The sequence below is a fragment of the Streptomyces javensis genome (assembly GCF_039525925.1).
GTDB classification, from domain to species: domain Bacteria; phylum Actinomycetota; class Actinomycetes; order Streptomycetales; family Streptomycetaceae; genus Streptomyces; species Streptomyces asiaticus.
Genome location: NZ_BAAAIF010000005.1, coordinates 47,158 through 72,459, shown reverse-complemented (window position 1 = coordinate 72,459; position 25,302 = coordinate 47,158). Strand labels below are relative to the sequence as shown.

At 72.1% G+C, this 25,302-nt stretch carries 27 protein-coding genes and 2 pseudogenes; 17 read left to right on the top strand and 12 right to left on the bottom strand.

The features are described from left to right. Positions 1–50: 50 nt before the first annotated feature. Positions 51–584 carry a hypothetical protein gene (locus ABD329_RS07070; RefSeq protein WP_198276585.1) on the bottom strand — a complete coding sequence of 178 codons (534 nt, stop codon included), beginning with the start codon at positions 582–584 and terminating at the stop codon, positions 51–53. A 176-nt stretch (positions 585–760) separates the two neighbouring features. Further along, positions 761–1,690, bottom strand: a complete 930-nt coding sequence (locus ABD329_RS07065; protein ID WP_198276584.1) for an NADP-dependent oxidoreductase — start codon at positions 1,688–1,690, stop codon at positions 761–763. A 185-nt stretch (positions 1,691–1,875) separates the two neighbouring features. Between ABD329_RS07065 and ABD329_RS07060 the strand changes: the two are divergent. The 4 genes and pseudogenes from ABD329_RS07060 to ABD329_RS07045 form a co-directional block, all read left to right on the top strand. Beyond that, positions 1,876–2,049: pseudogene (locus tag ABD329_RS07060) on the top strand (SDR family oxidoreductase); the annotation flags it as partial. A 59-nt stretch (positions 2,050–2,108) separates the two neighbouring features. Beyond that, positions 2,109–2,705, top strand: a complete 597-nt coding sequence (locus ABD329_RS07055; protein ID WP_198276583.1) for a TetR/AcrR family transcriptional regulator — start codon at positions 2,109–2,111, stop codon at positions 2,703–2,705. Positions 2,706–2,974: 269 nt separating this feature from the next. Next, positions 2,975–3,796, top strand: coding sequence for a SigB/SigF/SigG family RNA polymerase sigma factor (locus ABD329_RS07050; RefSeq protein WP_198276582.1), 822 nt, complete (start codon positions 2,975–2,977; stop codon positions 3,794–3,796). 45 nt (positions 3,797–3,841) lie between these two features. Further along, positions 3,842–4,072, top strand: coding sequence for a DUF5133 domain-containing protein (locus tag ABD329_RS07045; protein ID WP_344316109.1), 231 nt, complete (start codon positions 3,842–3,844; stop codon positions 4,070–4,072). 81 nt (positions 4,073–4,153) lie between these two features. Here ABD329_RS07045 and ABD329_RS07040 read toward each other — a convergent pair whose 3' ends face one another. Continuing rightward, complete coding sequence (locus tag ABD329_RS07040) at positions 4,154–4,654, bottom strand: hypothetical protein (RefSeq protein ID WP_246618602.1); 501 nt, start codon at positions 4,652–4,654, stop codon at positions 4,154–4,156. Between ABD329_RS07040 and ABD329_RS07035 the strand changes: the two are divergent. Then, a pseudogene (locus tag ABD329_RS07035) lies at positions 4,609–4,782 on the top strand (amidase family protein); the annotation flags it as partial. The gene ABD329_RS07040 and the pseudogene ABD329_RS07035 sit on opposite strands and share 46 nt — an antisense overlap. Positions 4,783–4,948: 166 nt before the next feature. Here ABD329_RS07035 and ABD329_RS07030 read toward each other — a convergent pair. Both ABD329_RS07030 and ABD329_RS07025 read right to left on the bottom strand, forming a co-directional pair. Beyond that, positions 4,949–5,962, bottom strand: coding sequence for a threonine ammonia-lyase (locus ABD329_RS07030; RefSeq protein ID WP_309142774.1), 1,014 nt, complete (start codon positions 5,960–5,962; stop codon positions 4,949–4,951). A 43-nt stretch (positions 5,963–6,005) separates the two neighbouring features. Beyond that, the gene (locus ABD329_RS07025; RefSeq protein WP_198278233.1) at positions 6,006–6,839 is read right to left on the bottom strand and encodes an alpha/beta fold hydrolase; all 834 of its coding nucleotides are present in this window, start codon (positions 6,837–6,839) and stop codon (positions 6,006–6,008) included. 188 nt (positions 6,840–7,027) lie between these two features. On the opposite strand from ABD329_RS07025, the gene ABD329_RS07020 reads away from it, so the two are divergent. After that, entirely contained in the window at positions 7,028–7,999 is a 972-nt protein-coding gene (locus ABD329_RS07020) for a GlxA family transcriptional regulator (protein ID WP_198278234.1), read from the top strand. On the opposite strand, the gene ABD329_RS07015 is transcribed toward ABD329_RS07020, so the two are convergent. Beyond that, positions 7,984–8,667 carry a helix-turn-helix transcriptional regulator gene (locus ABD329_RS07015; RefSeq protein ID WP_246618599.1) on the bottom strand — a complete coding sequence of 228 codons (684 nt, stop codon included), beginning with the start codon at positions 8,665–8,667 and terminating at the stop codon, positions 7,984–7,986. The genes ABD329_RS07020 and ABD329_RS07015 overlap by 16 nt on opposite strands. 118 nt (positions 8,668–8,785) lie before the next feature. Here ABD329_RS07015 and ABD329_RS07010 point away from each other — a divergent pair, with 118 nt between their 5' ends. Then, the gene (locus ABD329_RS07010) at positions 8,786–9,670 is read left to right on the top strand and encodes an NAD(P)H-binding protein (RefSeq protein ID WP_198278236.1); all 885 of its coding nucleotides are present in this window, start codon (positions 8,786–8,788) and stop codon (positions 9,668–9,670) included. Positions 9,671–9,695: 25 nt separating this feature from the next. Here ABD329_RS07010 and ABD329_RS07005 read toward each other — a convergent pair whose 3' ends face one another. After that, positions 9,696–10,094: a RidA family protein gene (locus ABD329_RS07005; protein WP_198278237.1), complete on the bottom strand. Its 399-nt coding sequence runs from the start codon at positions 10,092–10,094 to the stop codon at positions 9,696–9,698. A gap of 95 nt (positions 10,095–10,189) precedes the next feature. Next, a complete protein-coding gene (locus tag ABD329_RS07000) occupies positions 10,190–11,392 on the bottom strand; it encodes an RsbRD N-terminal domain-containing protein (RefSeq protein ID WP_198278238.1) in 1,203 nt (400 codons plus the stop codon). A 117-nt stretch (positions 11,393–11,509) separates the two neighbouring features. Between ABD329_RS07000 and ureA the strand changes: the two genes are divergently transcribed. From ureA to ABD329_RS06955, 9 genes are all read left to right on the top strand, one after another. Then, on the top strand, positions 11,510–12,151 hold the full coding sequence (gene ureA, locus ABD329_RS06995; protein WP_309142775.1) for an urease subunit gamma: 642 nt from the start codon (positions 11,510–11,512) through the stop codon (positions 12,149–12,151). Continuing rightward, positions 12,148–13,833 carry an urease subunit alpha gene (locus ABD329_RS06990; RefSeq protein WP_198278239.1) on the top strand — a complete coding sequence of 562 codons (1,686 nt, stop codon included), beginning with the start codon at positions 12,148–12,150 and terminating at the stop codon, positions 13,831–13,833. Before ureA ends, ABD329_RS06990 begins: the two co-directional genes overlap by 4 nt. A gap of 30 nt (positions 13,834–13,863) precedes the next feature. Continuing rightward, entirely contained in the window at positions 13,864–15,219 is a 1,356-nt protein-coding gene (locus tag ABD329_RS06985; RefSeq protein ID WP_198278240.1) for an MFS transporter, read from the top strand. Continuing rightward, positions 15,216–16,868 carry a thiamine pyrophosphate-dependent enzyme gene (locus ABD329_RS06980; RefSeq protein ID WP_198278241.1) on the top strand — a complete coding sequence of 551 codons (1,653 nt, stop codon included), beginning with the start codon at positions 15,216–15,218 and terminating at the stop codon, positions 16,866–16,868. The genes ABD329_RS06985 and ABD329_RS06980 overlap by 4 nt, the downstream gene beginning before the upstream one ends. A 190-nt stretch (positions 16,869–17,058) precedes the next feature. After that, positions 17,059–18,555, top strand: coding sequence for an MFS transporter (locus ABD329_RS06975; RefSeq protein ID WP_246618596.1), 1,497 nt, complete (start codon positions 17,059–17,061; stop codon positions 18,553–18,555). Between the two features lie 76 nt (positions 18,556–18,631). Continuing rightward, complete coding sequence (locus ABD329_RS06970; protein WP_246618597.1) at positions 18,632–18,907, top strand: hypothetical protein; 276 nt, start codon at positions 18,632–18,634, stop codon at positions 18,905–18,907. Between the two features lie 108 nt (positions 18,908–19,015). Next, positions 19,016–19,720, top strand: coding sequence for a response regulator transcription factor (locus ABD329_RS06965; RefSeq protein WP_198275876.1), 705 nt, complete (start codon positions 19,016–19,018; stop codon positions 19,718–19,720). A gap of 122 nt (positions 19,721–19,842) precedes the next feature. Further along, entirely contained in the window at positions 19,843–21,270 is a 1,428-nt protein-coding gene (locus tag ABD329_RS06960; protein ID WP_246618277.1) for a sensor histidine kinase, read from the top strand. Between the two features lie 23 nt (positions 21,271–21,293). Continuing rightward, positions 21,294–21,488 (top strand): hypothetical protein, encoded by a 195-nt coding sequence (locus ABD329_RS06955; protein ID WP_198275877.1) that lies wholly within the window; start codon positions 21,294–21,296, stop codon positions 21,486–21,488. 11 nt (positions 21,489–21,499) lie between these two features. Here the strand turns inward: ABD329_RS06955 and ABD329_RS06950 are convergent, their stop codons facing one another. Further along, positions 21,500–23,023: an FAD-dependent monooxygenase gene (locus ABD329_RS06950; protein ID WP_309142648.1), complete on the bottom strand. Its 1,524-nt coding sequence runs from the start codon at positions 23,021–23,023 to the stop codon at positions 21,500–21,502. Between the two features lie 81 nt (positions 23,024–23,104). Between ABD329_RS06950 and ABD329_RS06945 the strand changes: the two genes are divergently transcribed. Continuing rightward, positions 23,105–23,755, top strand: coding sequence for a TetR/AcrR family transcriptional regulator (locus ABD329_RS06945; RefSeq protein ID WP_425574296.1), 651 nt, complete (start codon positions 23,105–23,107; stop codon positions 23,753–23,755). Between the two features lie 140 nt (positions 23,756–23,895). Here ABD329_RS06945 and ABD329_RS06940 read toward each other — a convergent pair whose 3' ends face one another. The 3 genes from ABD329_RS06940 to ABD329_RS06930 form a co-directional block, all read right to left on the bottom strand. Continuing rightward, a complete protein-coding gene (locus ABD329_RS06940) occupies positions 23,896–24,657 on the bottom strand; it encodes a CbtA family protein (protein WP_198275879.1) in 762 nt (253 codons plus the stop codon). Between the two features lie 22 nt (positions 24,658–24,679). After that, the gene (locus ABD329_RS06935; RefSeq protein ID WP_020873239.1) at positions 24,680–24,901 is read right to left on the bottom strand and encodes a CbtB domain-containing protein; all 222 of its coding nucleotides are present in this window, start codon (positions 24,899–24,901) and stop codon (positions 24,680–24,682) included. A 237-nt stretch (positions 24,902–25,138) separates the two neighbouring features. Further along, positions 25,139–25,270, bottom strand: coding sequence for a hypothetical protein (locus ABD329_RS06930; protein ID WP_281404615.1), 132 nt, complete (start codon positions 25,268–25,270; stop codon positions 25,139–25,141). Between the last annotated feature and the right edge of the window lie 32 nt (positions 25,271–25,302).

The window sequence follows — 25,302 nt, the reverse complement described above, 5'->3', positions numbered from 1 at the left end:
ATCAAGCACTCTTGGTTGATGTCGCCGAGGAGTGACTGTCCGGCCGCGGATCAGCGGTGTGTGCGGCGCCGGTAGTAGTGCACGGTGACGGCGGCCAGCAGCGGCCCCCATGCCACCAGCGGCACATAGCAGGCGTTCATCAGCCACTCCCCCCACCGCGTGACCTCCATGTCGGAGTGCAGCGTCGTCCAGGTGAAGAGCACACCGTAGACCGTGCAGCCGAGCACGCCCAGCGCGGCCGGTACGACCGCGGCGGGTACGGGAACGCGGCGGCCCCGCAGGACCGGGATCCAGCGCGGCCACACCTCGCCCCACGGCCGCACCAGCCCCAGCGTCAGAAAGGCCAGGGCCTCCTGCACCGCGGACAGCGACGGCACGACCAGATACCCCCAGCCGGGGATGAGCATCGCGTCGTACTCGGACTCGGCGAGCCCCAGCGGAACGCCGAGCACCACGGCGAACCGCCAGAGCGCGGACGGCGCGGACGCCCATAAGGCCGCGGCCGCCGCGCGTCTCGCCCAGGGTGAGACGGAAGTGGCGGTCGCGAGGGGGGCGGGGGCGAGTGGCGCTGCGCTGGTGGACATGGGGCGGCTCCTGTACGCGGGTCTGCTCCGACACCCGGAGGTTGTCACCCACACCCACCCGGCCACATCCGCCCGGGGCACCCGACGTCGTCCGCCTCGGGGCGCATGCGCGCGGGCGGGGGTCAGACCTCGGGACCACGCCAGACCTCGGGACCACCTCCGCGCGACCGCTCGGGTCAGGGCACCAGGACGAGCTTGCCGGTGACCGCGCCCCTGGCGACGATCTCGTGTGCCTTGGCGGCCTCGGCCAACGGCAGCACCTGGTCGACATGGACGCTGAGCCATCCGGTCGCCACGAGGGCCGACAGCTGGGCCAGGTCGGGCGCGGAGGGGCTGACGATGGTGAGGGCGTGCCGGATGCCGAGCCGGGCGATCAGCTCCGGGGTGACGCCGGTGTCCTGGGGACACGCGCTCACCAGCACTCCCCCGGGGGTGACGAGGCGGGCGGAGCGTTCGCCGTACTCGCCGCCGAGCAGGTCGAACGCCACATCCACCCGGCGGGCCTCGGCGAAGTCCCGGGTGCGGTAGTCGATCGGCTCGTCCACGCCCAGGCCGCGCAGCAGATCGTGCTTGGCCGCGCTCGCCGTACCGATCACATGGGCGCCGCGGGCCTTGGCGATCTGCACGGCCAGGTGGCCCACCCCGCCCGCGGCCCGGTGCACCAGCACCCGCTGCCCCGGCTGGGTCCGGGCCAGGCCGACCAGGCTCTGCCAGGCGGTGAGTCCGGCCATCGGCAGACCGGCCGCCTGCTCCATGGTGAGTCCGGCGGGCTTGTGGACGATCTCGTTGACCGAGGCGAGGACGTACTCGGCGTAGGTGTTGCCCGCCCCGGGAAGGGCGAGCATGCCCATCACCCCGTCGCCGGGGGCGAAGGCGGACACGCCGGGCCCGGCGGCCTCGACGGTCCCGGCGATGTCCCAGCCGACGGTGAACGGCGGCTCACCGAGCATCGCCAACTCCCCCGAACTCACCTGCCAGTCGACGGGGTTCACACCGATCGCGCCGGTCCTGATCAGCACCTGCCCATAGCCCGGCTCCGGGCAGTCGGCCTCGACGAGATCGAGGACGGACGGGTCGCCGACGGTGTGCTGAGTGATGACGCGCATGGCTGTCTCCTGGGGAGAGGGTCCGAAAGGAAGCGATGAGGGCCGGGCAGGCCCTCTCCGGCCTTCAGTCTTCGCACCTCGGACAGCCGTAGCCAGGGGGCTGCCAACCCCAGGCTACGTCACGACGAAAAAAATCGACGTGGTGCAGATTTTTGAGTGAAGAGGCCGAACCCATGCGCGGCGCCGACCGGGAGCCGTTCGAGGCCCTGGCGCCGGGACGGGCCCCCGCCCGGCGGCTGGATGTCACCGACGACGTGGCGGTGCGGGCCGTGGTCGACGAGGCCGAGGCGACCGTCGGTCCGCTGGACGTGGCCATCGCCAATGCCGGGTACGGCCTGGAGGGGATCTTCGAGGAGACGCGTGAACGCCGCGCCGGCGGAAGTACAGTGCTCGCAGGAGCCGATCAGGGGAGATCACCGTGGGAAGGCGCAGTGCCGCCCCGAGAAAGGGAGACCTGCGCGAGCAGGCCCTCCTGGACGCCGCCGAGGCGCTGCTCGAGCACACCGGCCTCGAGGAGCTCACGGTCGAGGCGATCGCGAAGGGCGCCGGGATCTCACGCGGCTCCCTCTACTTCTACTTCGGCAACAAGCACGAGGTCCTCGCCGCCCTCGTCGAGCGCACCCTGCGCACCATCCGCGGCGAGGCCGACAGCACGGCGCGCGACGCGACGTCCCCACCCGCCGAAGTGATGGAACGGGCCGTCAAGGGCGTGGAGCGGGTCTGGCGCGAGCACGGCACCGTCATGCGGGCGGCCGTGGACTACTCCGCGCTGCACCCGGTGATCGGCACCGCCTGGAACGACACGGTCGAAGCCTTCGCCCGCACCATGACCCAGGTGCTGACGCGGGCGGGCATCCCCGACGAGGGCGGCCCCGAGGGAGCCGCCGCGCTGGCCAACGCGCTGTGCTGGCTGACGGAACGGACCTTCTACCGCGCCGCCTGCTCCCCCGGGAAGGACTACCCCGCCGCGACCGCGACCACCGTCGCCATCTGGCGTCGCGTCATGAGCGGCTGACGCGACCGCAAGCCCGGCGTGACCGATGTCACCCCACGCCCGGACGCCGTGACCAGCGTCGATCCGGAAGAGCCGAACACGAATCAGAATTCGTGAATTAATTGGTTTGGGGTTCGTGACCCTGGCTAGAAGAGTCAGTGACCAAGGTGCTTCGGAAGGCAGGCACACCTGGCGGGAGGCGCGCACCGCGTGCTCTGGGCCCCAGATGTGCCATGTCGGCCTCCCGCTCTGCTGGACAGCGAACTGAGCAGGGAGAGAAGAGGACCTTGATGAGCGCCATGGGTGCGGGCGCCCCCCGCCACCACGATGACACTCCTGACACCGCGGCCGACTTCGAGCGGCTGGCCGCGATGCCCAAGGGCCCCGAGCGCGAGGCCCTGGCCGAGAAGCTGGTCGAGGCATGGCTGCCGATGGCCCGCCGCCTCGCCCGCCGCTACCGCAACCGCGGGGAGAATCTGGAGGACCTGGAACAGGTCGCCGCCCTCGGCCTGGTCAAGGCCGTCGACCGCTACGACCCCGAACGCGGAGGCGCCTTCCAGCCCTACGCCATCCCCACGATCGTCGGGGAACTCAAGCGGTACTTCCGCGACTGCGCCTGGGACCTCCACGTCCCCCGGCGGGTGCAGGAGCTGCGCAACAAGGTCCGCGCCACCATCCAGGACCTCGCCGCGGCCGAAGGCACCGGCGGCTCCCCCACGGTGGCCCAGGTGGCCGAGGCCGCCGATATGAGCGAAGAGGACGTCCTCACCGGGATGGAGGCCATCGACAGCTTCCGGTCCCTGTCCCTGGACGCCGAACTCGCCGGCGCGGACGACGGCTACTCCCTGGCCGACACCCTCGGCCGCCCCGAGACCCGCTACGACACCGTCATCGCCCGGGAATCGGTCAAGCCGTGCCTGAACCAACTCCCCGAGCGGGAACAGCACATCCTGTATCTGCGGTTCTTCCGCGATATGACCCAGGCCGGCATCGCCGAGGAGCTCGGCATCTCCCAGATGCACGTCTCCCGCCTCATCTCCCGCAGCTGCGCCCGGATCCGCAACCAGGTCGAGACCGAGCCCCGGCCCGACCGGATCCCGGTCCACGCATAACAGCCGCCCCGCCCCGCCCCCGTCCCGCAAAAGAAGGAGCCTGCCATGCTCATGGCCCACCCCGCCGTGCTGACCGACCTCATCCAGCAGTACGAGACCCTCCACACGCTGCACGCCGAGAACGGCAGCCCCGAGGCCCGGCAGCGGCTCGCCGACGTCTCGTACACGCTGTGCGTCGTCACCGGCACCCGGGACATCGACGCCGCCCTGATCGCCGCCCGCCACCAGCTCCCCGGCGCCCACCCCGAGGACGACTCCCTGGTCCCCAGCGCCTGAGCCGGGACACCCCCGCGTACCCCGGACACCGACGGCCATCGGTGTCCGGGGCCCGCTCCACGCCCATCGGCCGTCCATGGCCTAGACGCCCGGTTCGGGACCCGCGGACGGGCGCGGGCCGTGCGGGTGCGGCAGCGGGACGACACCCACGGAGCGGCCGTCCTCGTCCAGCAGCCGGCTCATGTGTTTCACCGTGCGCAGGACCAGCGAACGGTCGTCGATGATCGGGCGGGGCAGCCGCCGCGAGAGATGCGCCTCGAAGGCGTGCACATCGCCCAGGCCCCGCAGCCAGACGTCGACCACCAGATGGCGCGGGCCCGCCGTGATCGCGCACGCGCGGACCTCGCGGAAGCCGGACAGCACCCGGCTCGTCTCCTCCAGGTGCTGGGCCGGTACGGACGCGAAGTAGACCGCGGACTGCGGCCATCCGAACGGCCCGGCCGACTTCGGCTGTGCGTGGGTGGCCAGATCACGGGGCTGGAGCTCGCCGACGCGCTCGTCTGGCAGGGCGGGCTCCGGGCCGTCATGGCCCGTTGGTGGGGCAGGAGTTCGACCTGTTGCTGAGCCCGGTGGTCGCCACACCGCCCAAGCCGGTGGGGTGGCCGTGGCGGGAGCCCGACGGCATCCGGAGGTCGGTGGACGTGCTCGCCTTCACCGCGCCGTTCAACACCACGGGCCGGCCCGCGATCGCGGTGCCGGCGGCGCTGACCGAGTCCGGCACACCCATAGGTGTCCAACTGGCCGCGGCATACGGACGGGAGGACCTGCTGGTGTGCGTGGCGGCGCAGCTGGAAGCGGAACGCCCCTGGGCGTCACATCGCCCACCGGTCTTCGCGGCCGGGGCCATGTCGCGGAGTGCCCCTCGGTTCGGCGGTTTCAGTCCGCCAGGGCCTTGCGGTAGACCGCCGGATCGACGTTGCCACCCGACGCGACGAGCGCCACGACCTTGCCCCGGACGTCCACCTTCCCGGACAGCAGGGCCGCCAGGGACGCGGCGGCGCCCGGCTCGATCACGATCTTGAGGAGGCGGTGGGCCGTGCCCATGGCGGCCAGGGCCTCCTCGTCGGTGGCGGTCAGGCCGGTGACGTCGTGGTGGCGCAGGACGGCCAGGGGGCGGGCACCGGCCACCGGGCCGGAGATGGCGTCCATGAGGCCGTCCGGCGGGTGGGGGTTGGCGCATACGCGGCCGGTGGCGAGGGACCGGGCCATCTTGTCGAAGCCCGCGGGTTCGACGATGTGGTGCGCGAGGCCGGGGAGCGCGTCGTCGAGCGCGGTGATCACACCGGCGGCCAGCCCGCCGCCACTACAGTTCACCAGGACCGTGTCCGGGGTCAGGCCCAGCTCGCGCGACTGCTCGGCGATCTCCAGGCCGACGGTGCCCTGCCCGGCCATGACGCGGGGGTCGTCGAAGGGCGGGATCAGCGTCATCCCGCGCTCCTCGATGATCTTCCGGGCGACCTCTTCCCGGTCCTCGGTCCGCGGGTCGTACAGGACCGTCTCGGCGCCCCACCAGCGGCAGTTGTCGACCTTGATACGGGGGGCGGTGTTCGGCATGACGATGACCGCGGGGCACCCGGCGAGCCGCGCCGCGGCGGCCACGCCCTGCCCGTGGTTGCCCGCGGAGTAGGCCACGATCCCGGCGCGGCGGGCGTCCTCGTCCAGGGTGAGCAGCGCGTTGAGCGCGCCGCGCACCTTGAACGAGCCGGTCAGCTGGAGACATTCGGCCTTGACCAGGACGCGGGCGCCCACGAGGTCGTCCAGCATCGGGGAGTTGAGCAGCGGCGTCCGGACCACATGGCCGGTCAGGCGCCGTGCGGCCTCGCGGATGGCGTCGATGCCGAAGCCGGGGACGGTGCCGTCGGCGGCTGCGTGGTCATGTGATGCGGGCACAGTCGCGAATGTAGCCCATGGGCGGATCCCCGTCCCCGGCCGGTTACCGCCCCGCCACGACGTCCTGGAGCCGGGCGGCGAACGCGCCGATGTGGGAGGCGATCCGGTCGGGCACCTCCAGGGGCGACAGGTGGCCGGTGCCCTCGAGTTCGGTGAGGGTGGCCGTGGGGATCAGCGGAAGCAGGTGGTCGCGCAGGACATGCGGCGGGTCCACCTTGTCCTCGCTCCCGGCCAGCACCAGTACCGGAACGTCGATCGCGCCGACCCGGTCCGCGAAGTCCTCGACCAGCGCCTCGCGCGGCCACGCCATACGGGCCGCCTCGCCCGCCCGGGAGCTGTCCTCGCGCACCTGGCGGCGCGTCTCGGCCGACAGCTCGCCGCTGGTCAGGACGAGATCGATGCTGCGGTCGATGGCCTCGTCGCTGTCGTAGGCGTGCGCCAGCGCCTCCTGGAACTCCCGCGTCACACCGACCGGGGCCGGTGGGGCAGGTGCGACGAGCACCACGCCCTTCAGTCCGGCAGGGCGGCGGGAGGCCAGCACCTGGGCCACCTTGCCGCCCATCGAGTGACCCACCACGACGTATGCGTCGTAGCCCAGTTCCTCGATGACGCGCTCGGTGTCGTCGGCGAGCTGCTCAATGCCGTAGGGGCCGGGTACCCCGGTGGACTCGCCCCAGCCGCGGTGGTCGTACGAGACGAACGCCTGGGTGGGGCCGAGGCGCTCGATGACCGGCCGCCAGGTGCGGTGGGAGCCGCCCCAGTAGTGGAGGAAGACCAGGGCCGGCCCGTCACCCTCGCGGACGTGGCCGTAGACCCGGCCGCCCGTCACGTCGAAGTACCGGCCGATGGGGGTTTTGGTGGTGGTCACGCTGTTCATGGCTCGATCGTCGGCCAGCGCTTCCCGATCAACCACACGCTCGTATGCCACCCTTCGCAACTTTCGGGACACGTCACCGGTGGCGGCCCGCGGGGCTCCGCCAGGCCGTCCGGCCGTCCGGCCGCCCGGCCGCCCCACTGTCCGGCCGCCCGGCCTGGCGGGAAAGTTGCGGCCGTAACATTGGGGCCATGGCCCCTCATCGTGTCGCGGTCCTGGCGCTGCCCCGGGTCCTCCCCATCGACCTCGGCATCCCGACGCAGATCTTCAACGCACGGTCCAACACGCCGTACGAGCTCACGGTGTGCGGCGGAGCCCGTGGCAGCGTCATGACCAGCACCGGGTTCACGGTCGGGGACACCGCCGGGCTGCCGGCCCTGGCCCAAGCGGACACGATCATCGTGCCCGGCTACTGGGAGTATCGGCGGCCACCGGCGCCCGAGGTGGCGGCGGCCCTGAAGCTCGCCTTCAGCCGGGGCGCCCGCATCGTCTCCATCTGCACCGGCGCCTTCGCACTGGCCGCGGCCGGGCTGCTCGACGGCCGTACGGTGACCACGCACTGGGCCGGCGCCGACGAGCTCGAAGAGCTCTACCCCCGGGTCCGGGTGGACCGCGGTGTCCTCTACATCGACGACGGTCCGCTGCTGACCTCCGCCGGTGTGACCGCGGGCATCGATCTGTGTCTCCACATCGTCCGCAAGGACCTCGGTGCCGCCGTCGCCAACGACATCGCCCGGGAACTGGTGGCCGCGCCGCACCGCGACGGCGGCCAGGCGCAGTACATCGCCCAGTCGCTGCCCGAGCCCACCGCGCGCACCCTCGCCGACACCCGCGACTGGGCCCTGAGCCACCTCGACGAACCCCTCACGCTGGAGGTCCTCGCCCGGCACGCCCGCGTCTCCACCCGCACCCTGGTCCGCATGTGGCGCCAGGAGACCGGCATCACCCCGCACCAGTGGCTGCTCACCGCCCGTGTCAACCACGTCCGCGAACTCCTCGAAGTCACCGACCTCGGCATCGAGCGGATCGCCGCCCAGAGCGGCCTCGGCACCGGCACCAACCTCCGTGCCCGGTTCCGCGACGCCGTCGGCACCACGCCCTCCGCCTACCGGCGGGCCTTCCAGCGGGGCTCGGATGCCCCGGAACGTCACGGCACGCCGTGAGGGGCGCGGCCGAAGTCGGTGGTCAGCCAGTGCTCGATGGACTCATCGGGGAATGGGTGCGGCCGGTAGGTGCCCGCCACCCGTGAGATGTCGGTGATCCGGTCCAGGCGGAAGGTGCGCCAGTCGTCCCGGTCGACATCGAATGCCACGAGGTACCAGTGTCCGGCGCGCAGGAAGTGGCGGTACGGCTCGACCAGGCGGGTGGAGGCGCGGCGGTGCTGGTCGGTGTAGTGGAAGCGGACCCTGCCGTCCTCGGCCACCGCGTCGGCGATCACACCGACGGTCGCCGCCGAGACCACGGCGCCGGGCTGCTGGAGCACCTCGGTGGCCAGGTCGGTGGCGGCCGCGCGGCGTCGCAGCGGGCGGGGCAGCACTTGGTCCAGCTTGAGCAGCGCGCTCGACGCGACCGCCGCCTCGGGGAGGAAGGCGCGGATCAGATGCAGCCCGGCCACCAGCGCGGTGATCTCGTCGGCGGTGAACAGCAGCGGCGGAATCCTGGTCCCGGGGCTCAGCCGATAGGCGCTGCCCGGTCCCGGGCGGGCCTCGACGGTGTATCCGAGACGGCGCAGCCGCTGGGCGTCGCGGCGCACGGTGCGGACGCTCGCGCCGAGCCGTTCGGCCAGCTCGGCGGCCGTCCATTCGCCCCCTGACTGGAGCAGCGTCAGCATGGTCAAGGTCCTGATCGTCGGATCGAGCTCCATTCCGCCAGCCTCCCAGGAGAGGAGGACGGTTTCAGGCCGCCTTGGTCCCTAGGGTGCGGTCGAGCCATCGATGAGAGGAATCACCATGCGCATCGCCGTCACCACCCCGACCGGAAACGTCGGCCGCCACGTCGTCGCCACACTGGTCCGCGCCGGGGTCCGGCCACGTGTCCTGCTGCGCGACCCCGGGCGGCTGGCGCCCGAGGTCCGCGACGAGGTGGACGCGGTGCGGGTCGACCAGTACGACGCCGACGCGGTGGTGGCCGCCACCCGCGATGTGGACGCGCTGTTCTGGGTGAACCCGACCAGCGGCCACGGGGATCCCCTCGCCGAATACGCCCGCGCCACCAGCGGCGTGGCCCGCGCCGTCACCGAGAACCGGATCGGCCGCGTGGTGTTCCAGAGCAGCGTCGGCGCCGAGAAGCGTCATGGCGCCGGTGAGATCGACGGCCTGGCACAGACCGAGATCGCTCTGGACGGCACCGGCGTCGATGTCACCCACCTGCGCTGCGGCTACTTCTTCAGCAACCTCGAATTCGAGCTCGAGGCCCTGCGCACCGGCACCCTCCAGGTGATCCTGCCGCTCGACCAGCCCATGGCGTGGGTGGCGCCGCGCGACATCGCCGAGGTCGCCGCCACCCGTCTGCTGTCCCCCGACTGGTCCGGCCGGTGCGTACAGGCCGTTCACGGGCCCGCCGACCTCACCTGGCGACAGGTCGGCGACATCCTCACCGCCGCCATCGGTCGGCCGATCGCCGTCGAGCGCATCACCGACGACGCCATGCGCGCGCGACTCCGCCGGGTGGGGATGGTCGAGAGCCTGGTCGAGGCCGTGCTCGGCATGTCGACCGGACTGCGCGAAGACTTCGTGCCCGAACAGCCCCGCACCCTCCGGACCACCACTCCGACCACCCTCGCCGCCTGGGCCTACGGCCATCTGCGGCACCGGATCGCCGACGACGTCCCGTAGGCGATCCGCGTATCGTCCCCGGTGGTTACCCGGCCACCACCGCCAATGCCTCGATCTCCATCAGGAACTCCGGCCGCACCAGCGAGACGACCTGCACCGCCGAGGCGGCGGGCAGCCGGTCGTCGGGTATGCGGGCGGCGCGGGCCTCGCGGATGGCCGGCATATGGGCCATGTCCGTGACGAAGTACGTCATCTTGATCACATCGTCGAAGGTGGCACCGGCGGCGGCGAGGCAGCGCCGCAGGTTCTCGAAGACCTGGTGGGCCTGGGCCGCCGGGTCGCCCTCGCCGACGATGTCGCCCGCCTCGTCCAGGGCGATCTGGCCGGAGACGGCCACGAAGTGCCCGGTGCCCCGGACGACATGGGAGTACTGGGCGGCGGGCGCGACCCCGTCCGGGGCGGGGATCCTGATCAGCTCACTCATGGGTGCAGCGTAATCATGTGAGGACCGACCGGGCGTGTGTCGGGGAGGCCGTGACCGGGCGCGGGTCGGAGACCGTTCGCGCCGCCTCCGCCTCGTCAGCCCGGGTCCCGCGCCGTGGACCGCCGGTCGCGGGCGCGCAGGGCCAGGGCGATGAGGGCGGCTGCCTCGGGGTGGCGCACGTCCTGGCCGGTGAGCTCGTGGAAGCGGTTGAAGCGGTGTTGCACGGTGTTCCGGTGGCAATAGACGGCGGCGGCCGTGTCCGCTATCGCGCCGTTCCCGGCGAGATGGACGCGTAGGGTGTGCAGCAGCCGGTCCCGTTCGGCGTCGCCGACCTCCGGCCGGTCCAGCCCGCCGAGCACATCGTCGGCGAGGTCGTGGGCCAGCTCCTCCGCCCGGTGCACCAGCACGTCCAGCCAGCTGTCCTGGAGCCACCGCGGCCCACGGGCGCCTGCCGGGAGGGTACGGGCCGTGGTGATCGCCAGCCGTACGGCCCGCGGCACATCGGCGAGCCGGCCGACGATCGGCGACACCCCGCACGGTGTGTCCCCCAGACATCCGAGCACCGTCTCGGCCGTCGCCCGGGGTCCGAGCCGCGCGGTGAGCACCGCGTGTGAGTCGAGGGCCTGCTGCTGGACCAGGATCCCGGCCGCGCGCAGCTCCGCGGCGGCCCGGCGCGGTGCCGCCGCGTGTTGCGCGGACGCCGCCACGCACACGTACTCCCCGGCGACCTGGAAGCCGAGCGCGAGCGCGGCGTCGGACACCACCGTGGGATTGCGGCCGCCGCAGTCCATCAGCCGGGCGAACCACATCTGGCGCTCGTCCTCCGCGCGCCGCCCCATCTCCAGCACGGTGCGCTGATAGGCGGTCATGATGCCGGTGACATGGCGCTCGACGGCCTCCCACACGTAGTACGCGGACGCCACCAGATGCGTCATGTTCCGCTCCTCGGCGCGGTGGACCAGCGCCGTCCACACCACCCGGAAGTCCAGCCGGGCCGCGGCCAGCAGGGCGTCCAGCGGTACGCCCTGCCGGGCCCTCCGGGTCCCCACCCGCTCGGACACCTCGGCGACATCGGCCGGTACCGGCAGTTGGGCCACGGTGCGCACCAGCATCTCCAGGGCGTCCCGCGCCGAGTCCCGGAAGTCCGCGTCCGGCACCCGGTCGGCATAGGCGATGCGCACGGGGCTCACCACGTCGATCCACACGTCGATCAGCCGTTCCAGGTCGTCCAGGCACTCCCGGGCCAGCTCGGCGATGCGCGGGTCGGGGGGCGGGAAGGCGATGGAGGAGCTGTGCATGTGCACAATCATGGGCGGCGCATCGGATGCACTTCAACCTTGGCTGGATCTCCGCACCCCGTGATTCTGGTGTGACCTCGGCCGGAACCTGGGCCGAGACCCCCGGTCCAGGAGGTCGTGGCAGTGCATCTGACCCCTCGCGAGCTGGAGCGAGTACAGCTCTTCACGGTGGCCGAACTGGCCCGCCGCCGCCGTGCGCGCGGGCGGCGGCTCAACGCCCCCGAGGCCATCGCGCTCATCTGCGACGAGGTGCTGGAGGCGGCCTGGGACGGTGCCACGCTGGACGAGGCGATCGCGGCCGGCCGCTCGGTGCTGACCGTGGACGAGGTGGCGGACGGGGTTCCGGCGCTGGTCGGCACGGTCCAGGTGGAGGCGCTGTTCCCGAGCGGGACATCGCTGGTGGCGATCGAGAACCCGATCGGCGGTGGGGACGACGCACCGGCCCCCGGCGCGACACGCCCGACGGATGAACCGGCCCCCGGCGCGACACGCCCGGCCGATGAGCCGGTGGCCATCAACGCCGGACGGCGCCGGGCCCGGCTCACGATCCGCAACACCGGCGACCGGACCGTCTTCCTCTCCTCGCACTATCCGCTGAGCGAGGCCAACCCCGCGCTGGAGCTGGATCGCGCGGCCGCCGCCGGGATGCGGCTGGACATCGCCGCGGGGACCGCGCTCGCCTTCGAGCCCGGTACGGCACGCGAGGTCGCCGTGGTGGTCGCCCGCCACGACGGAGACGAACGGGAGGAGACGGCATGACGCGGATCGACCGCCGTACGTACAACACCCTCTACGGCCCCACCACCGGTGACCGCGTCCGCCTCGGCGACACCTGTCTGTGGATCGAGGTGGAGACCGACGACGGCACCCCCGGCGATGAGCTGCTCGGCGGCTGCGGCAAGACCGTCCGCGACGGACTACTCGCCTCCCCCCGCTCAGACCGGGCCTCGGCCCTGGACCTGGTGGTCTCCAGCGTGCTGCTGCTGGACCCCGTGCTGGGCATCCGCAAGACCGACATCGGCGTCAAGGACGGCCGGATCGTGGCGGTCGGCGGAGTGGGGAACCCGGATCTGAGGCCGGTGGACTTCGCCATCGACTCGCACACCGCGGTGGTCACGGGCGAGGGGCTGATCGCCACTCCGGGCATCGTCGACAGCCATGTGCATCTGTCCTCGCCCCAGGTGGCCCCCGCCGCGCTCGCCTCCGGGGTCACCACGGTCGTGGGCATGGGGCTCGGCGGGGTGTGGGACATCGGCTGCAACCCCGCCCACAATCTGCACACCCTGATGAGCGCGTGGCGCGGCACCCCGCTCAATGTGGCCTTCCTCGGCCGTGGTTCCTCCAGCTCCCGGGCGCTGCTGGACGAGTCGGTGCTCGCCGGGGCCGGTGGCTTCAAGATCCATGAGGACTTCGGGGCCACTCCCCGCATCATCGACACCTGTCTGGCCACGGCGGAACACGCCGATCTGCCCGTGGCGCTGCACACCGACTCGATGAACGAATCGGGCTATCTGCGCGACACCATCGGCGCCACCCGCGGCCGCACCGTGCACGCGTACCACGTGGAGGGCGGCGGCGGACACCCCGATCTGCTGGAGATCCTCTCCGAGCCGCACATCCTGCCGTCCTCGACCACCCCCACCATCCCGTACACGGCGAACACGGTCGGCGAGCTGTTCCCGATGACGATGACCGTGCACCGGCAGAACCACCATGTGCACAGCGATGTCGAGATCTCCCGGGGCCGCATCCGCGGCCATGCCATCGCCGCCGAGAACGCGCTGCACGACCTCGGCGCCATCAGCATCGTCAACTCCGACTCGATGGGCATGGGCCGGATCGCCGAAACCGTACGGCGCACCTGGCAACTCGCCCATGTCCAGGCGCTGCGCGCGGGCGAGGGCGGAGTGGAGGTACCTGCGAACGAGCGGGTGCTGCGCTATCTCGCCAAGATCACCCTCAATCCGGCGATCGCCCACGGCCTCGCCCACGAGGTGGGCACCCTGCGACCCGGACGCCTGGCCGATCTGGTGCTGTGGCATCCGGCGTGGTTCGGCACCAAGCCCGAACTCGTCCTCAAGGGCGGCTTCGTGGCCTGGGGCAACAGCGGCTCGGGCTCCGGTTCCACCCGGCTCACCCAGCCCCGTACCTACGGGCCTTACTTCGGCGGCCTCGGCGACGCGCCGTCCCGGCTGTCGCGGATCTTCGTGGCCCAGGCCGCGCTGGACGACACCCGGGCCCGCGCCGCCCTGCCCGGCGGGCTTCGCTACGCGGCGGTGCGCGGCGCCCGCGGGCTCACCCGTGCCGACATGCTCCACAACACCGCCACTCCGCGGGTCGAGGTGCCACGCGAACCCGCTCCCGTTCTCGTGGACGGTCTGCCGACCACCACCGAACCCGCCACCGCCCTGCCGCTCGCCCAGCTCCACCACCTGGCCTGACCCGAGGCCACGCACACCCCTGGAGAGTCCGTGAGCACCACCACCGCGCCACCGCGCCCCAGCCCAGGAGACATCAGGCGGCTGCTGGCCGCCGCGTTCATCGGCACCGCCCTCGAGTGGTACGACTACTTCCTCTACGGCACCGCCGCCGCGCTCGTGTTCAACAAGCTGTTCTTCCCCTCCCTCGACCCGGCCACCGCGACGATCGCCTCCTTCGTCACCTTCGCCGTGGGCTTCGTGGCCCGGCCCATCGGCGCCGCCGTCTTCGGGCACATCGGCGACCGCTACGGGCGCAAGGCGGCGCTCATCATCACCGTCGTACTGATGGGCGCCTCCACCGGCTGCATCGGGCTGCTCCCGGACTACCGCACGATCGGCGTCTGGGCCCCGGCCCTGCTGGCCGCCCTCCGCTTTTCGCAGGGCATCTCGGTCGGTGGCGAGTGGAGCGGCGCCATGCTGCTCACCCTGGAGCACACCCCGGAGGAGAAACACGGCAGCTACTCCTCCATCCCCCAACTCGGTTCCCCCGTCGGGACGTTGCTCTCCAGCGGCGCCTTCGCCCTGGTGGGGACGTTGCCCGATGACGCCTTCTACGCCTGGGGGTGGCGGATCCCCTTCCTCGCCGCCTTCGCGCTGCTCGCCTTCGCCCTCTATCTGCGGCTGCGCATCGAGGAGTCGCCGGTCTTCCGCGCCATGCGGGCCGACGCCGAGCGCGAAGGGCCCACGTCCGCCCCGCTGATCGAGGCGTTCCGCAGGACCTGGGGCCGGATGCTCATCGGAGTGGCCGCGGCCTTCCTCGGCATCGGCGGCTTCTTCCTGCTGACCACGTATGTGATCTCCTACGGCACCGAGCGGCTCGACATCGGCAAGTCCGTGATGATCGATGCCACGCTGCTGGCGGCCGTCGCCGAGATCGCCGTCATCGTGGTCGCCGGGCGGCTCGCCGACCGGATGGGCGCCTGGAAGGTGTGCGCCATCGGCGGTGTCGCCTCCGTGCTGGTGGCGTTCCCGGCGTTCTGGCTCATCGACACCCGGCACACCGGGCTGGTGATGCTCGGTGTCTCCCTGGGCGTCGCCGTCATCTCGATCCCGTACGCGGCGATCGGCGCCGTGGTCACCGGGATGTTCCCCGAGACCGTGCGCTACAGCGCGGTGGCCATGGCCTACAACCTCGCCGGGGTGCTCGGCGGTCTGGTGCCCCTGGTCGCCGCCTGGCTGACGGGCCTCGCCGACGGCGCCTCCTGGGGTGTGGCGCTGCTCCTGATCCTCATCGCGGCCTGCACGGCGACCGGCTCCTATCTCGCGGGACCGCCACTGCGCCGCCGACTCGGCCCGGACCACCCCGAACACCGTGAACACCCCGCGACCGCGAAGGCCACCGCATGACACCGCAGTACCCCGCCCGCACCGGTGGGCAGGTCCTGATCGACCAGCTCGTCCGGCACGGTGTGGACACCGTGTACGGCGTCCCCGGGGAGAGCTATCTCGCCGCGCTCGACGCCCTCCACGACGCCCCGGTGCGGATGGTCGTGTGCCGCCACGAGGGCGGCGCGGGCTATATGGTCGAGGCGTACGGGAAGCTCACCGGCCGCCCCGGCGTGTGCTTCACCACCCGCGGTCCCGGCGCCACCAACGCCCTGGTCGCCCTGCACACCGCCGACCAGGACGCCACTCCGCTGGTGCTCTTCATCGGGCTGGTGCCACGCGGCCACACCGACCGCCGCTCCTTCCAAGAGCTCGATCTGCGTGCCACCTTCGGCGCCTCCGCCAAGCTCGTCGGGACCATCGACGACGCCGCCCGGATCCCCGAGTACTTCGCCCGCGCCTTCGCCACCGCCACCGGTGGCCGCCCCGGCCCGGTCGTCCTCGGACTGCCCGAGGACATGCTGACCGATACGGTACGGGTGGCCGACGCGGTCCCGGCACCGGCGCCCGAAGGCGCCGTGTCCCCGGCTCAACTCGACGCGCTCACCGCCCTGTTGGCGGACGCCGAACGCCCCCTCGCGCTGCTCGGCGGCAGCCGCTGGACCCCCGGGGCCCGGGCGGACGTCCGGGCCTGGGCCGAGGCGTGGTCACTGCCGGTCGCGGTCGACTTCCGCTGCCAGGACCTCTTCGACAACGACAGCGAGGTCTACGCCGGGGCCCTCGGCTACGGCCGGTCCGACGCGCTCGCCGCCCGGCTGCGCGAGGCCGATCGGCTGATCTGCGTGGGCGCCGCACCCGGTGACGTGACCACGGACGGCTTCACCCTGCTGCCCGCCGACGGGCAGGGCCCGCGCATCGTGCTGGCCCTGCCCGAACCAGGGGCTCCCGGGCTGCTCCGCTCCCCCGACCTCACCCTGCTCGCCACTCCGGCCGCGTTCGGCCGGGCCGTACGGGACCTGGCCCCCGCCGGACCCGTGCCATGGGCCGCACGGACCAAGGAGGACCGCGCCGCCCACCTCGCATACCGAGCACCCGTCCACGACGACGACCGGCTGGACCTCGGCGCCGTCTTCGCCGAACTGGACTCCCGGCTGCCGCCGGACGCCATCGTCACCTTCGGCGCCGGAAACCACGCCCTGTGGGCTCAGCGCTTCCTCACCTATCGGGACGGCGCCCGCCAGCTCGCCCCGCGCAACGGCTCCATGGGATACGGCATCCCCGCCGCGGTGGCCGCGGCCATCGCCCACCCCGGCCGTCAGGTGGTCTCCGTCGCCGGTGACGGCTGCTTCCTGATGAACGGCCAGGAGCTCGCCACCGCCGTGGCCGAGGGCGCCACGCCGCTGCTGCTCGTCATCGCCAACGGCACCTACGGCACCATCCGGCAGCACCAGGAGCGCCACTACCCCGGCCGGGTCAGCGGCACCGGCCTGGTCAACCCCGACTTCGCCGCCTACGCGCGCGCCTTCGGCGCCCACGGCGAAACCGTCACCACCACCGAGGAGTTCGCCCCCGCCCTGGACCGCGCCCTCCAGTACGGTACCGCCGCCCTCGTCGAGCTCAGGACCGCGGGCCGGCTGGCCCCCGGAGAGACCGTCGCCCAGTTTCTGTGAGTTTCTGTGAATCACCGGCCGGTCGGCTGCCGCGACCTGCCGGTTTCCCCCGTACCCGACGGGCAGTTCTCATGCGGCACCCGGACTCGTGCAGAGCTGTCCCAGAACGGCGGATCACTGTGATGCCACGCGCCACGACGACGTCGGGCGACCGCGACCAGGTCCACGGGGACAGAAGGAAGAGCGCTTCATGCCCAACGGCAGCATTGGCAGCGCCAGCACGAGCGCCGACACCAACACCGACACGAGCGTCGGCACCGGACCGCTCGGCAGCGAACAGCACACGAGGTGGAACAGACGCCTCATCGGCCAGGTGGCCATCCTGATTCTGGTGAACACCATGGTGGACACCGTCGTCACCGCACCGCTCCTCGTCCTTCCCGAGATGCTCGACCACTTCGGCACCGATCAGTCGGCGTGGATCGACGCCAGCTCGCTGCTGGCGGGAGCGATGTGGGCGCCACTGCTCGGGAAGAGCGCCGATATCCACGGCAAGCGCAGAGTGCTGGTGGCGACGTTGGTCACCGCCCTGGCGGGCGCCCTGGTGTGTCTCGTCGCCCCCGATCTCTGGGTGTTCATCCTCGGCCGCCTGCTCCAGGGAGCGGCCGTGGGAGCCGTGTTCCTCACGGTCGCCCTCATCCGTGACATGTGCGCACCGGACATGGCGATGGTCGTCACGGGCATCGTGACCTCCGGCTCCGCGCTCCTCAGCGTCGTCATGCCCGCCCTCTTCGCGTTGACGGCCGCGGAGTTCGGCTGGCGGAGCGTGTTCGTGGCATCGGCGATCTTCGCGGCCCTCGCGGCGTTCCTGGTGCACCGCCTCGTTCCCCGGTCCGCGGTCAGGACGCCGGGCAAGGTCGACATCGCCGGAGCCGTTCTCCTCGGTGGCGGGCTGGCTGCGGTGCTCAGCTATGTGAGCCTCGGGTCGGAGTTCGGCTGGTTCACCGCGGGACCGCTCGCCCTCCTCATCGGTGGCGCCGCGGCACTGGCCCGGTGGTTCCTGGTGGCGAGCCGGATTCCCGAGCCCGTGATCGACATCAGGAACCTCGGCAGGCCACTGGTGCTCACACTGCTCGTGGTCGTCTTCGGAACCGGCGCGTACCAGAGCATGCTCACGCTCTTCGGCCTGATCGCCAAGGTCTCGGCGGACCAGGGCCTCGGATACGGACTCGCCGCCCCGGGAGCGCTGGGCCTGCTGTACGGCATACCGGCGATCGGCATCGTGCTCGGCGGCACCCTGGCGGGCGTGCTCAGCACGCGGGTCGGACCGGCCGTGGCACTCGCGGGCGGAGTGGCGATCGGAACGGTGGGAACCGTCGGGATGTTCCTCGGGGACTCCGTGCTCCCGCTCGCGGTCGTCTGCTCCTTCCTGCTGAGTCTCACCGCGGGAACGCTCGTGACCGCCGGGTTCAACATGGCGGCGACGCTCGCGCCCCCGGAACGGCAGGGCGTGGTGTCCAGCATGGTCATGGTGATGGTGGCGACCGGGGCGGTGATCCTGAAGTTCGTGGGTTCGGCCGTACTCACGTCCACCAACACGGTCGTGGACGGAGAGACGCTGAACTCGGCGCTGGGCGTGCACAGTTACATCGCCATGGCCACCATCGCGTTCCTCGCCGCCGCCGCGGTGGTTGTCATCCTCCTGCGCACGCGGCGCCGCGCGCGCATCTCGGCTCTGGAGGCGTGATGATCGAAGTACGCGGACTGACCAAGCGCTACGGCAGGGTGGTCGCCGTCGACGACCTGTCGTTCGCCGCTTCGCGGTGGCGCTGCCGGTCGGGCTGCTGGTGTCCCTCAGCGGCTTTCTTGCGATCGGCACGGTGATCCGCAGCACGACGGCGACGGTGACGACCCTGTTCGGCGCGATGCTGATCGTGCAGGCGTTCGCACCCGCGTTGCCCGGGGCGTTCGGCGGCCGGGTGGCGAAGTACTGGCCGCCGTCGCGGGCGGGCGGATCATCACCGGCTACCGCGATCCGGCGCTACTGGCCCCCTGGTCCGGGCCGGCCGTCATGGCAGGGTGTGTCGCGGCCCTGCTGACCGCGGCGTTCATTGTCTTCCGCCGGCGCGACGCGTAACGGGCCGGCAAGCCGAAGGGCGGACGATCGGGTGGGGACGTGGGGACGTGGGGATGTGGGGACGGGACGGATGACGGCATCGGAACGGCTGCTGGTGGTGGAGGACGAGCCGACGCTGCGCGAGTTGCTCTCCGCGAGTCTGCGGCTGGCGGGCTTCGCCGTGGTCGCGGTCGCGACCGGTGAACAGGCGCTGGCCGCGGTGCGGGAGCGGCGTCCCGACCTGATCGTGCTGGATGTGATGCTGCCCGACATCGATGGCTTCGAGGTCGTCCACCGGCTGCGCGGGCAGCATCCGCTCACCGCGGCGGGCCATCCCCCGGTGCTGTTCCTCACCGCCCGCGATGCGCCCGAGGACCGGATCAGCGGGCTCAGGGCGGGCGGTGACGACTACGTCACCAAGCCGTTCAACCTGGAGGAGCTGGTCCTGCGCATCCGGGCCATTCTGCGCCGGGTCAGCGGTCGGCAATCCGACGGCCGGCTGGTCGTCGGCGATCTGGAGCTGGACCCCGACAGCCATCAGGTGACCCGGGGCGGGCAGCCCGTGCGGCTGTCCCCGACCGAGTTCAGCCTGCTGCGCGTGTTGATGGAGAACGCCGGGCAGGTGCTGTCGAAGTCCCAACTCCTGGAGTTGGTCTGGCAGTACGACTTCGGAGGCGACGACAGCATCGTCGCCTCCTACGTCAGCTATCTGCGGCGCAAGGTGGACCTGGGCGAACCGAAGCTGATCCATACGGTGCGCGGCACCGGGTATGTGCTGCGGAGGCCGCCGCGGTGAGCACCGGTCCGATGCGCGGGCTGCGCGGCCGGCTCTCGCTGCCCGGCCGGCTCTCACTGCGCGGCCGGCTCTCACTGCGCGGTCGGCTCTCGCTGCGCGGCCGGCTGCTGGCCATCGCCCTGATGCTGCTCGTGGCCGCCCTGCTCGGCAGCAACGCCCTGGCCGTCGTCCTGCTCCAGCGCGACCTGGTGCGTCAGCTGGACAACCGGCTCCGCACCGCCGCCACGGCCACCGCGCGCCTCACCGACCCGTCCGGCATGGCGGGCGATCGGACATCGCGGATGCGCGACACCGTGGAGCAGCGGCTCACCGGCGATGTCTATCTGGCCTCCCTCGGCCCGAGCGGCCGCGTCCGGCAGGTCATCCGGCCCGCGACGCACAGCGCTCCCACCCTGCCCCCGCTCGACGCGGCGGCGGTCGGCGAGCGCGGCCGTCGGCCCTTCGAGGCCCCGGCCGCCGACGGCGGCGGGACATGGCGGGCGATCGCCGTACCGCTCAACGCGCCAAGGGAACAGCGGGAGCGGGCCGAGGACGCCCACAGCGTCGTCGTCGCGGCCTCCCTCGCCCAGGTCGACGCGACGATCAGACAGCTCGGCACCCGGATGCTGCTCATCGACTCCCTGGTGCTGGCGCTGCTCGGCGGGGCCGGGTGGTTCGCCGTACGCGGCGGGCTGCGTCCGCTGCGCCGGATCGAGACCACCGCGGCGGCCATCGCGGACGGCGACCTGTCCAGCCGCGTCCCGGAGCTGGCCGCCTCCCGCACCGAACTCGGCCGTCTGGCCAGGGCGCTCAACGGCATGCTGGACCGGGTCGAGGAGAGCGACGCCGCGCGGGCGGCCGCCGCCGAGCGGATGCGCCGCTTCGTCGCCGACGCCGGCCACGAGCTGCGCACCCCGCTCTTCGGCATCAAGGGTTTCACCGAGCTGTACCGGATGGGCGGCATGCCCGAGCCCGCCGATGTCGACGCCGCGATGGGCCGAATCGAACGGGAGGCGGCGCGGCTGGTCCGGCTGGTCGAGGACCTGCTGCTGCTCGCCCGCCTCGACGAGTACGCCGCCACCGCGGACCTCCCGCTCCACCCCACCCCGATGGATCTGCGCACCCTGGCCGCCGACGCCCTGCACGACCTGCGCGCGCTCGATCCACGGCGCCCGGTCACCCTCACCGGCCCCGGCGGCGGACCGCCGGGTGGCGCACCGGTGCTCGGCGACGAGGCGAGACTGCGCCAGGTGACCTCCAACCTCGTCGGCAACGCGGTGGCGCACACCCCGCCCGGCACTCCGGTCCGGATCGGCGTCGGCACGCGGGACGGTCTGGCGGTGCTGGAGCTGCACGACGAGGGCCCGGGGATGACCGAGGAGCAGGCCGCCCGCGCCTTCGACCGCTTCTACCGCGCGGATGACGCCCGTGGCCGCACCGACAGCGGAGGCGCGGGACTCGGCCTCGCGATCGTCCGCTCCCTGGTGACGGCGCACCACGGCCGGGTGGAGGTGCGTACGGCCCCGGCCGAGGGCGCCACCTTCCGCATCCTGCTCCCCCTGGACGACTGAGCGCCTGCGCCCTCGCGCTGCTGATGGCGCTCCCGGTCGCCGGAACGCTCTCGGACCACTTGGGCGGCGAGGACCCGCGTCACGCGGCGCGGGCCGCGTCGGCCAACAGCGTCTGGGCCCTGGGCGGTTTCTACTCCTCGCTCGGCCCGCGACTCACCCCTCTGCTCACCCTGGCGGCACTCGTCGCACTGGCCACCGGACACCGCCCCCGGGCCTGACGCGCCCGGGCTCAGCGCACCTTCGTCAGCCCGCCGTCGATCGTGGCGAGCAGGGTCCCGTCGCAGTCGGCCGGGGTGTCCGCCGCCCAGCACACATAGCCGTCGGGGCGGATGAGCAGGGCGGCGGCGCCCAGGTCGTCCGCGCAGGTGGCCCGGACGAGGTCGACGCGGGGTGGGAGCGGGAGGCCGTCCGGGACGGCTCCGGCCAGATCGAGCAGCACGGCGTGGCCCGAGCCGAACAGCGCCGACAGCCGGGTGGCACCGTCCTCGGTGACCAGGTCGGCGTCCGGCACGCGCCGCCCGGTGAGGGGATGTTCGCCGGGAAGCTCGTAGCGCAGTGAGAGACCGGACATCAGTCCCGCGAGGTGGCGGTTGGCATCGGGCAGTCGCAGCAGATCGATGAAGATGTCACGCAGGGCGGCCACGTCCTCGCTCGGGTTGGTGTCCGCCAGGACGCGCTGGGCCGAAGTGTGATGCAGGACCCGGGCCGCGGCCGGGTGCCGTTCGGCGTGGTAGCTGTCCAGGAGTCCGCTCGGCGCCCGGTCCTGGATGACGGCGGCCAGTTTCCAGCCGAGGTTGAACGCGTCCTGCATACCCAGGTTGAGCCCCTGGCCGCCCATCGGCGAATGGATATGGGCGGCGTCGCCCGCGAACAGCACGCGGCCCACGCGGTACTGCTCCAGTTGCCGCGTGGCATCGCCGAAGCGGGAGGAGTTTTCCACGGCCCCCAGGGTGGTCTCCTCGCCGTACACCTCCCGCAGCGCGGTGGCGATCTCCTCATGGGTGACGGGGACGTCGCGAGCGGTGTCCGCCTGGCCCTCGTGCCCGAAGGTGAAGCGGTAGAGGTCACCGCCGACCGGGACCAGCATGGCCCAGTAGCCGCCCACGCGACGGGTCATGGTGCTGATGTGCCCCATCCGCTTGGGCACCAGCGAGGACACCGCGGTCAGCCGGATGTCGGTCAGCACCGCCTGATGGGTCCCGGCCCGCCCGGGAAACGGCAGCTCCAGCAGTTTCCGCACCGTGCTGTGGCCGCCGTCGCACGCCACCAGATAGCGCGCCCGCACCTCCAGACCGTCCGCCGTCACGGCCACGCCGTCCTCGCCCGACTCGACCCTCGAGACGGCGGTGCCCCGCAGAACTCGCGCTCCCGCGGCGGTCGCCCGCTCCTCGAGCACCTCCTCGATCTTCCACTGCGGGATGCCGATCGGACCGTTGTGCCTGGTCTCCCACGAGGTGCAGTCCAAGGGCACGGGCAGCATCGCGAAGTGCCCGCCCACCGGATCACGCGGGGTGGCACGCCGCAGCATCGGCTCCAACAGCCCGCGCAGGTCGAGCAGTTCGGCCGTACGGGGCTGGATCGCGCCACCCTTTACCTGCTCGATGCGCCGGTCCAGCTTCTCCAGCACCAGGGTCTCGACCCCGGCCAGCGCCAGCTCGTACGCCAGCATCAGCCCGGTCGGGCCGGCGCCCGCGATGACGACGTCGGTCGCGCTCTCCGTCTTCTCAGCCTTCTCAGCCTTCTCAGTGGACACGGCCACTCCTCCTCGATTTCTCGCCTCGGGTTATATGTATACCAGGTGCAGAAATCTCCCGGGGGCAACTGCTCTGCTACGGTGGTCGCCGTGGACGGCAAGCCAGGGCTACGGGAGCGGAAGAAGCAGCGGACCCATGCGGCGATCTCCGAGGCGGCGATCACGCTCTTCCTCGAACACGGCTTCAACCAGGTCTCGGTGGCCCAGGTGGCCGAGGCGGCCGAGGTGTCCAAGCGCACGCTCTTCGCCTACTTCCCGGCGAAGGAGGACCTCGTGGTGCACCGCCTCGCCGACCACGAGGCCGAAAGCGCCCGCGTCGTACGGGCCCGCCCGCCCCGCACCACCCCGCTGACCGCACTGCGCGAGCACTTCCTCAAGGGCCTGCGCGAACGGGACCCGATCACCGGGCTCAACGACCATCCCCACATCCTCAAGCTCACCCGGATGATCCTCGACACACCCTCGCTGGTGGCCCGGATGGAGCGGTTCAAGGCCGGTGCCGAACACGAGCTCGCGCAGGCGTTGCGGGAGACGGCGGACACCCCGGAGCTCACCGCGCGGCTGGCCGCCGTCCAGATCGTCGCGGTCCAGTGGTCACTGGCACAGGACAACACCCGGCGCGTGACCTACGGGGAACCGGCCGACGACCGCTACGCGGGTGCGGTGGCCGACGCGGAGCACGCGTTCGCGCTGCTGGAGAACGGACTGCGGCACCTGCCCCCGCGGAAGTGACGCGAGGCGCCCCGCACGGACGCCCCACACGGACGCCCCCGCGTCGTCAGGCCCTCGGGCCGCCAGGTGCCGGGATGCGCCCGCCCAACGCGAGAGGGCCCCGGACATGATTCCGCGGGCCCTCGTGCGTCTCGGTGTGGTCAGTTCGGGGCGGCCGCCATCGCCCGGCCGTCCTCGGCCTTCGCGGGCTTGGGGTTGAGCAGCCGCTCGGCGAGCTCGCCGAAGAGAAGGCCGAAACCGCCCCACAGGATCACCTGCATGGCCAGGGCGGACAGCCGGAACCGCCACAGCACGGTGGCCGGGAAGTCCGCCGGCACCTCGTTGATGACGGGCAGGAAGGCGAACGCCAGCCCGATGACGACAGCGAAGGCGGCCACCGCGACGACGGTGGCGTACCAGGTGCCCAGCCTCGGGGCGAGCCGCTTGCCCAGGATGGTGGCCGCGATCGCCAGGAGCACGCTCAGCACCATCATCAACAAGTACAGCGTCGTCCGCTTGCCGATGGTGTCGCCGTTGCCGACGGCGGGCGGGTTGGCCGGGTACTTCAGGAACGGCACGACATAGACCGCCAGCAGCGCACAGCCGGACAGCAGCAGCGCGGTCGCCCGCGGGCCGAAGCGGCCGACCCGGCCGAGCGCGACGCAGTAGGCGAGGGCGGCGATACCGCCGAACGCGATCCCGTAGATCAGCACACCGGTGGCCAGGCCCGCGGTGGACTGGAGACCGCGGGAGACGATCTCGACCTCGTGCTCGTGCGCGGGGGCGTGGGACTCCTCGAAGCCGATCGCCCGGTCGACGTTCGGCTCACCGAGGAAATAGGCGGCGATCAGGGCGAGCACACCGGCACCAAGACCGGCGAGCATGCCCCGCGCCAACAGGTTTCTCACTGTTGCGGAGTTCATGGAAGGTACGGCGTCCCTCGCGTCAGTGGCAGGGGAAGCCGAGCAGATGGCGGGCGTCATGCACCCACTCGTGGACGCCCGAGCCGGAGACGACCGCGGTGGCGCCCTGCTCGGCGCCGACGAAGTACAGCAGGACCAGCATCAGGATGCCGAAGAAGACGGCCCAGGGAGCTATCGCCTTCAGCGGCAGCGTGGCGGGCAGGGCGGGAGTGGTGGCTGTCGGCTGCGCGACATGCTGCGCCATGACAGTGGCCTCCTAAAGGGAGTTCGCGTCCCATCTCGGTGGTGCACAGGACGATGGCCGCGGGTCTGACTCACGCGACGCCCCCGAACGGGGACGTCTCGTTCACAGTGGCGCGACCGTGCCGGATTCCCACCGGCTTCCGTCAGACCATCGTCGATAACTCACCGAAGGTACCGCGTATGGGATCCCCGGCCAAGACCGGCCACCTGGTGAGACGCCGGCGGGACGCGCCCGACCTCACTCGTCGCGGCCGTCATGGGGGCTGTTGGGCGGCAGGAAGTGACCGCGCAGGCGGGTCAGCAGTTCGGAGGTCTCCAGCGCGCGCTCGCCCAGCTGGGAGGCCACGGCCAGGGCCAGGGCGTCGACCACGGCCAGCACCGCACCGACCCGCGACGCGCCGC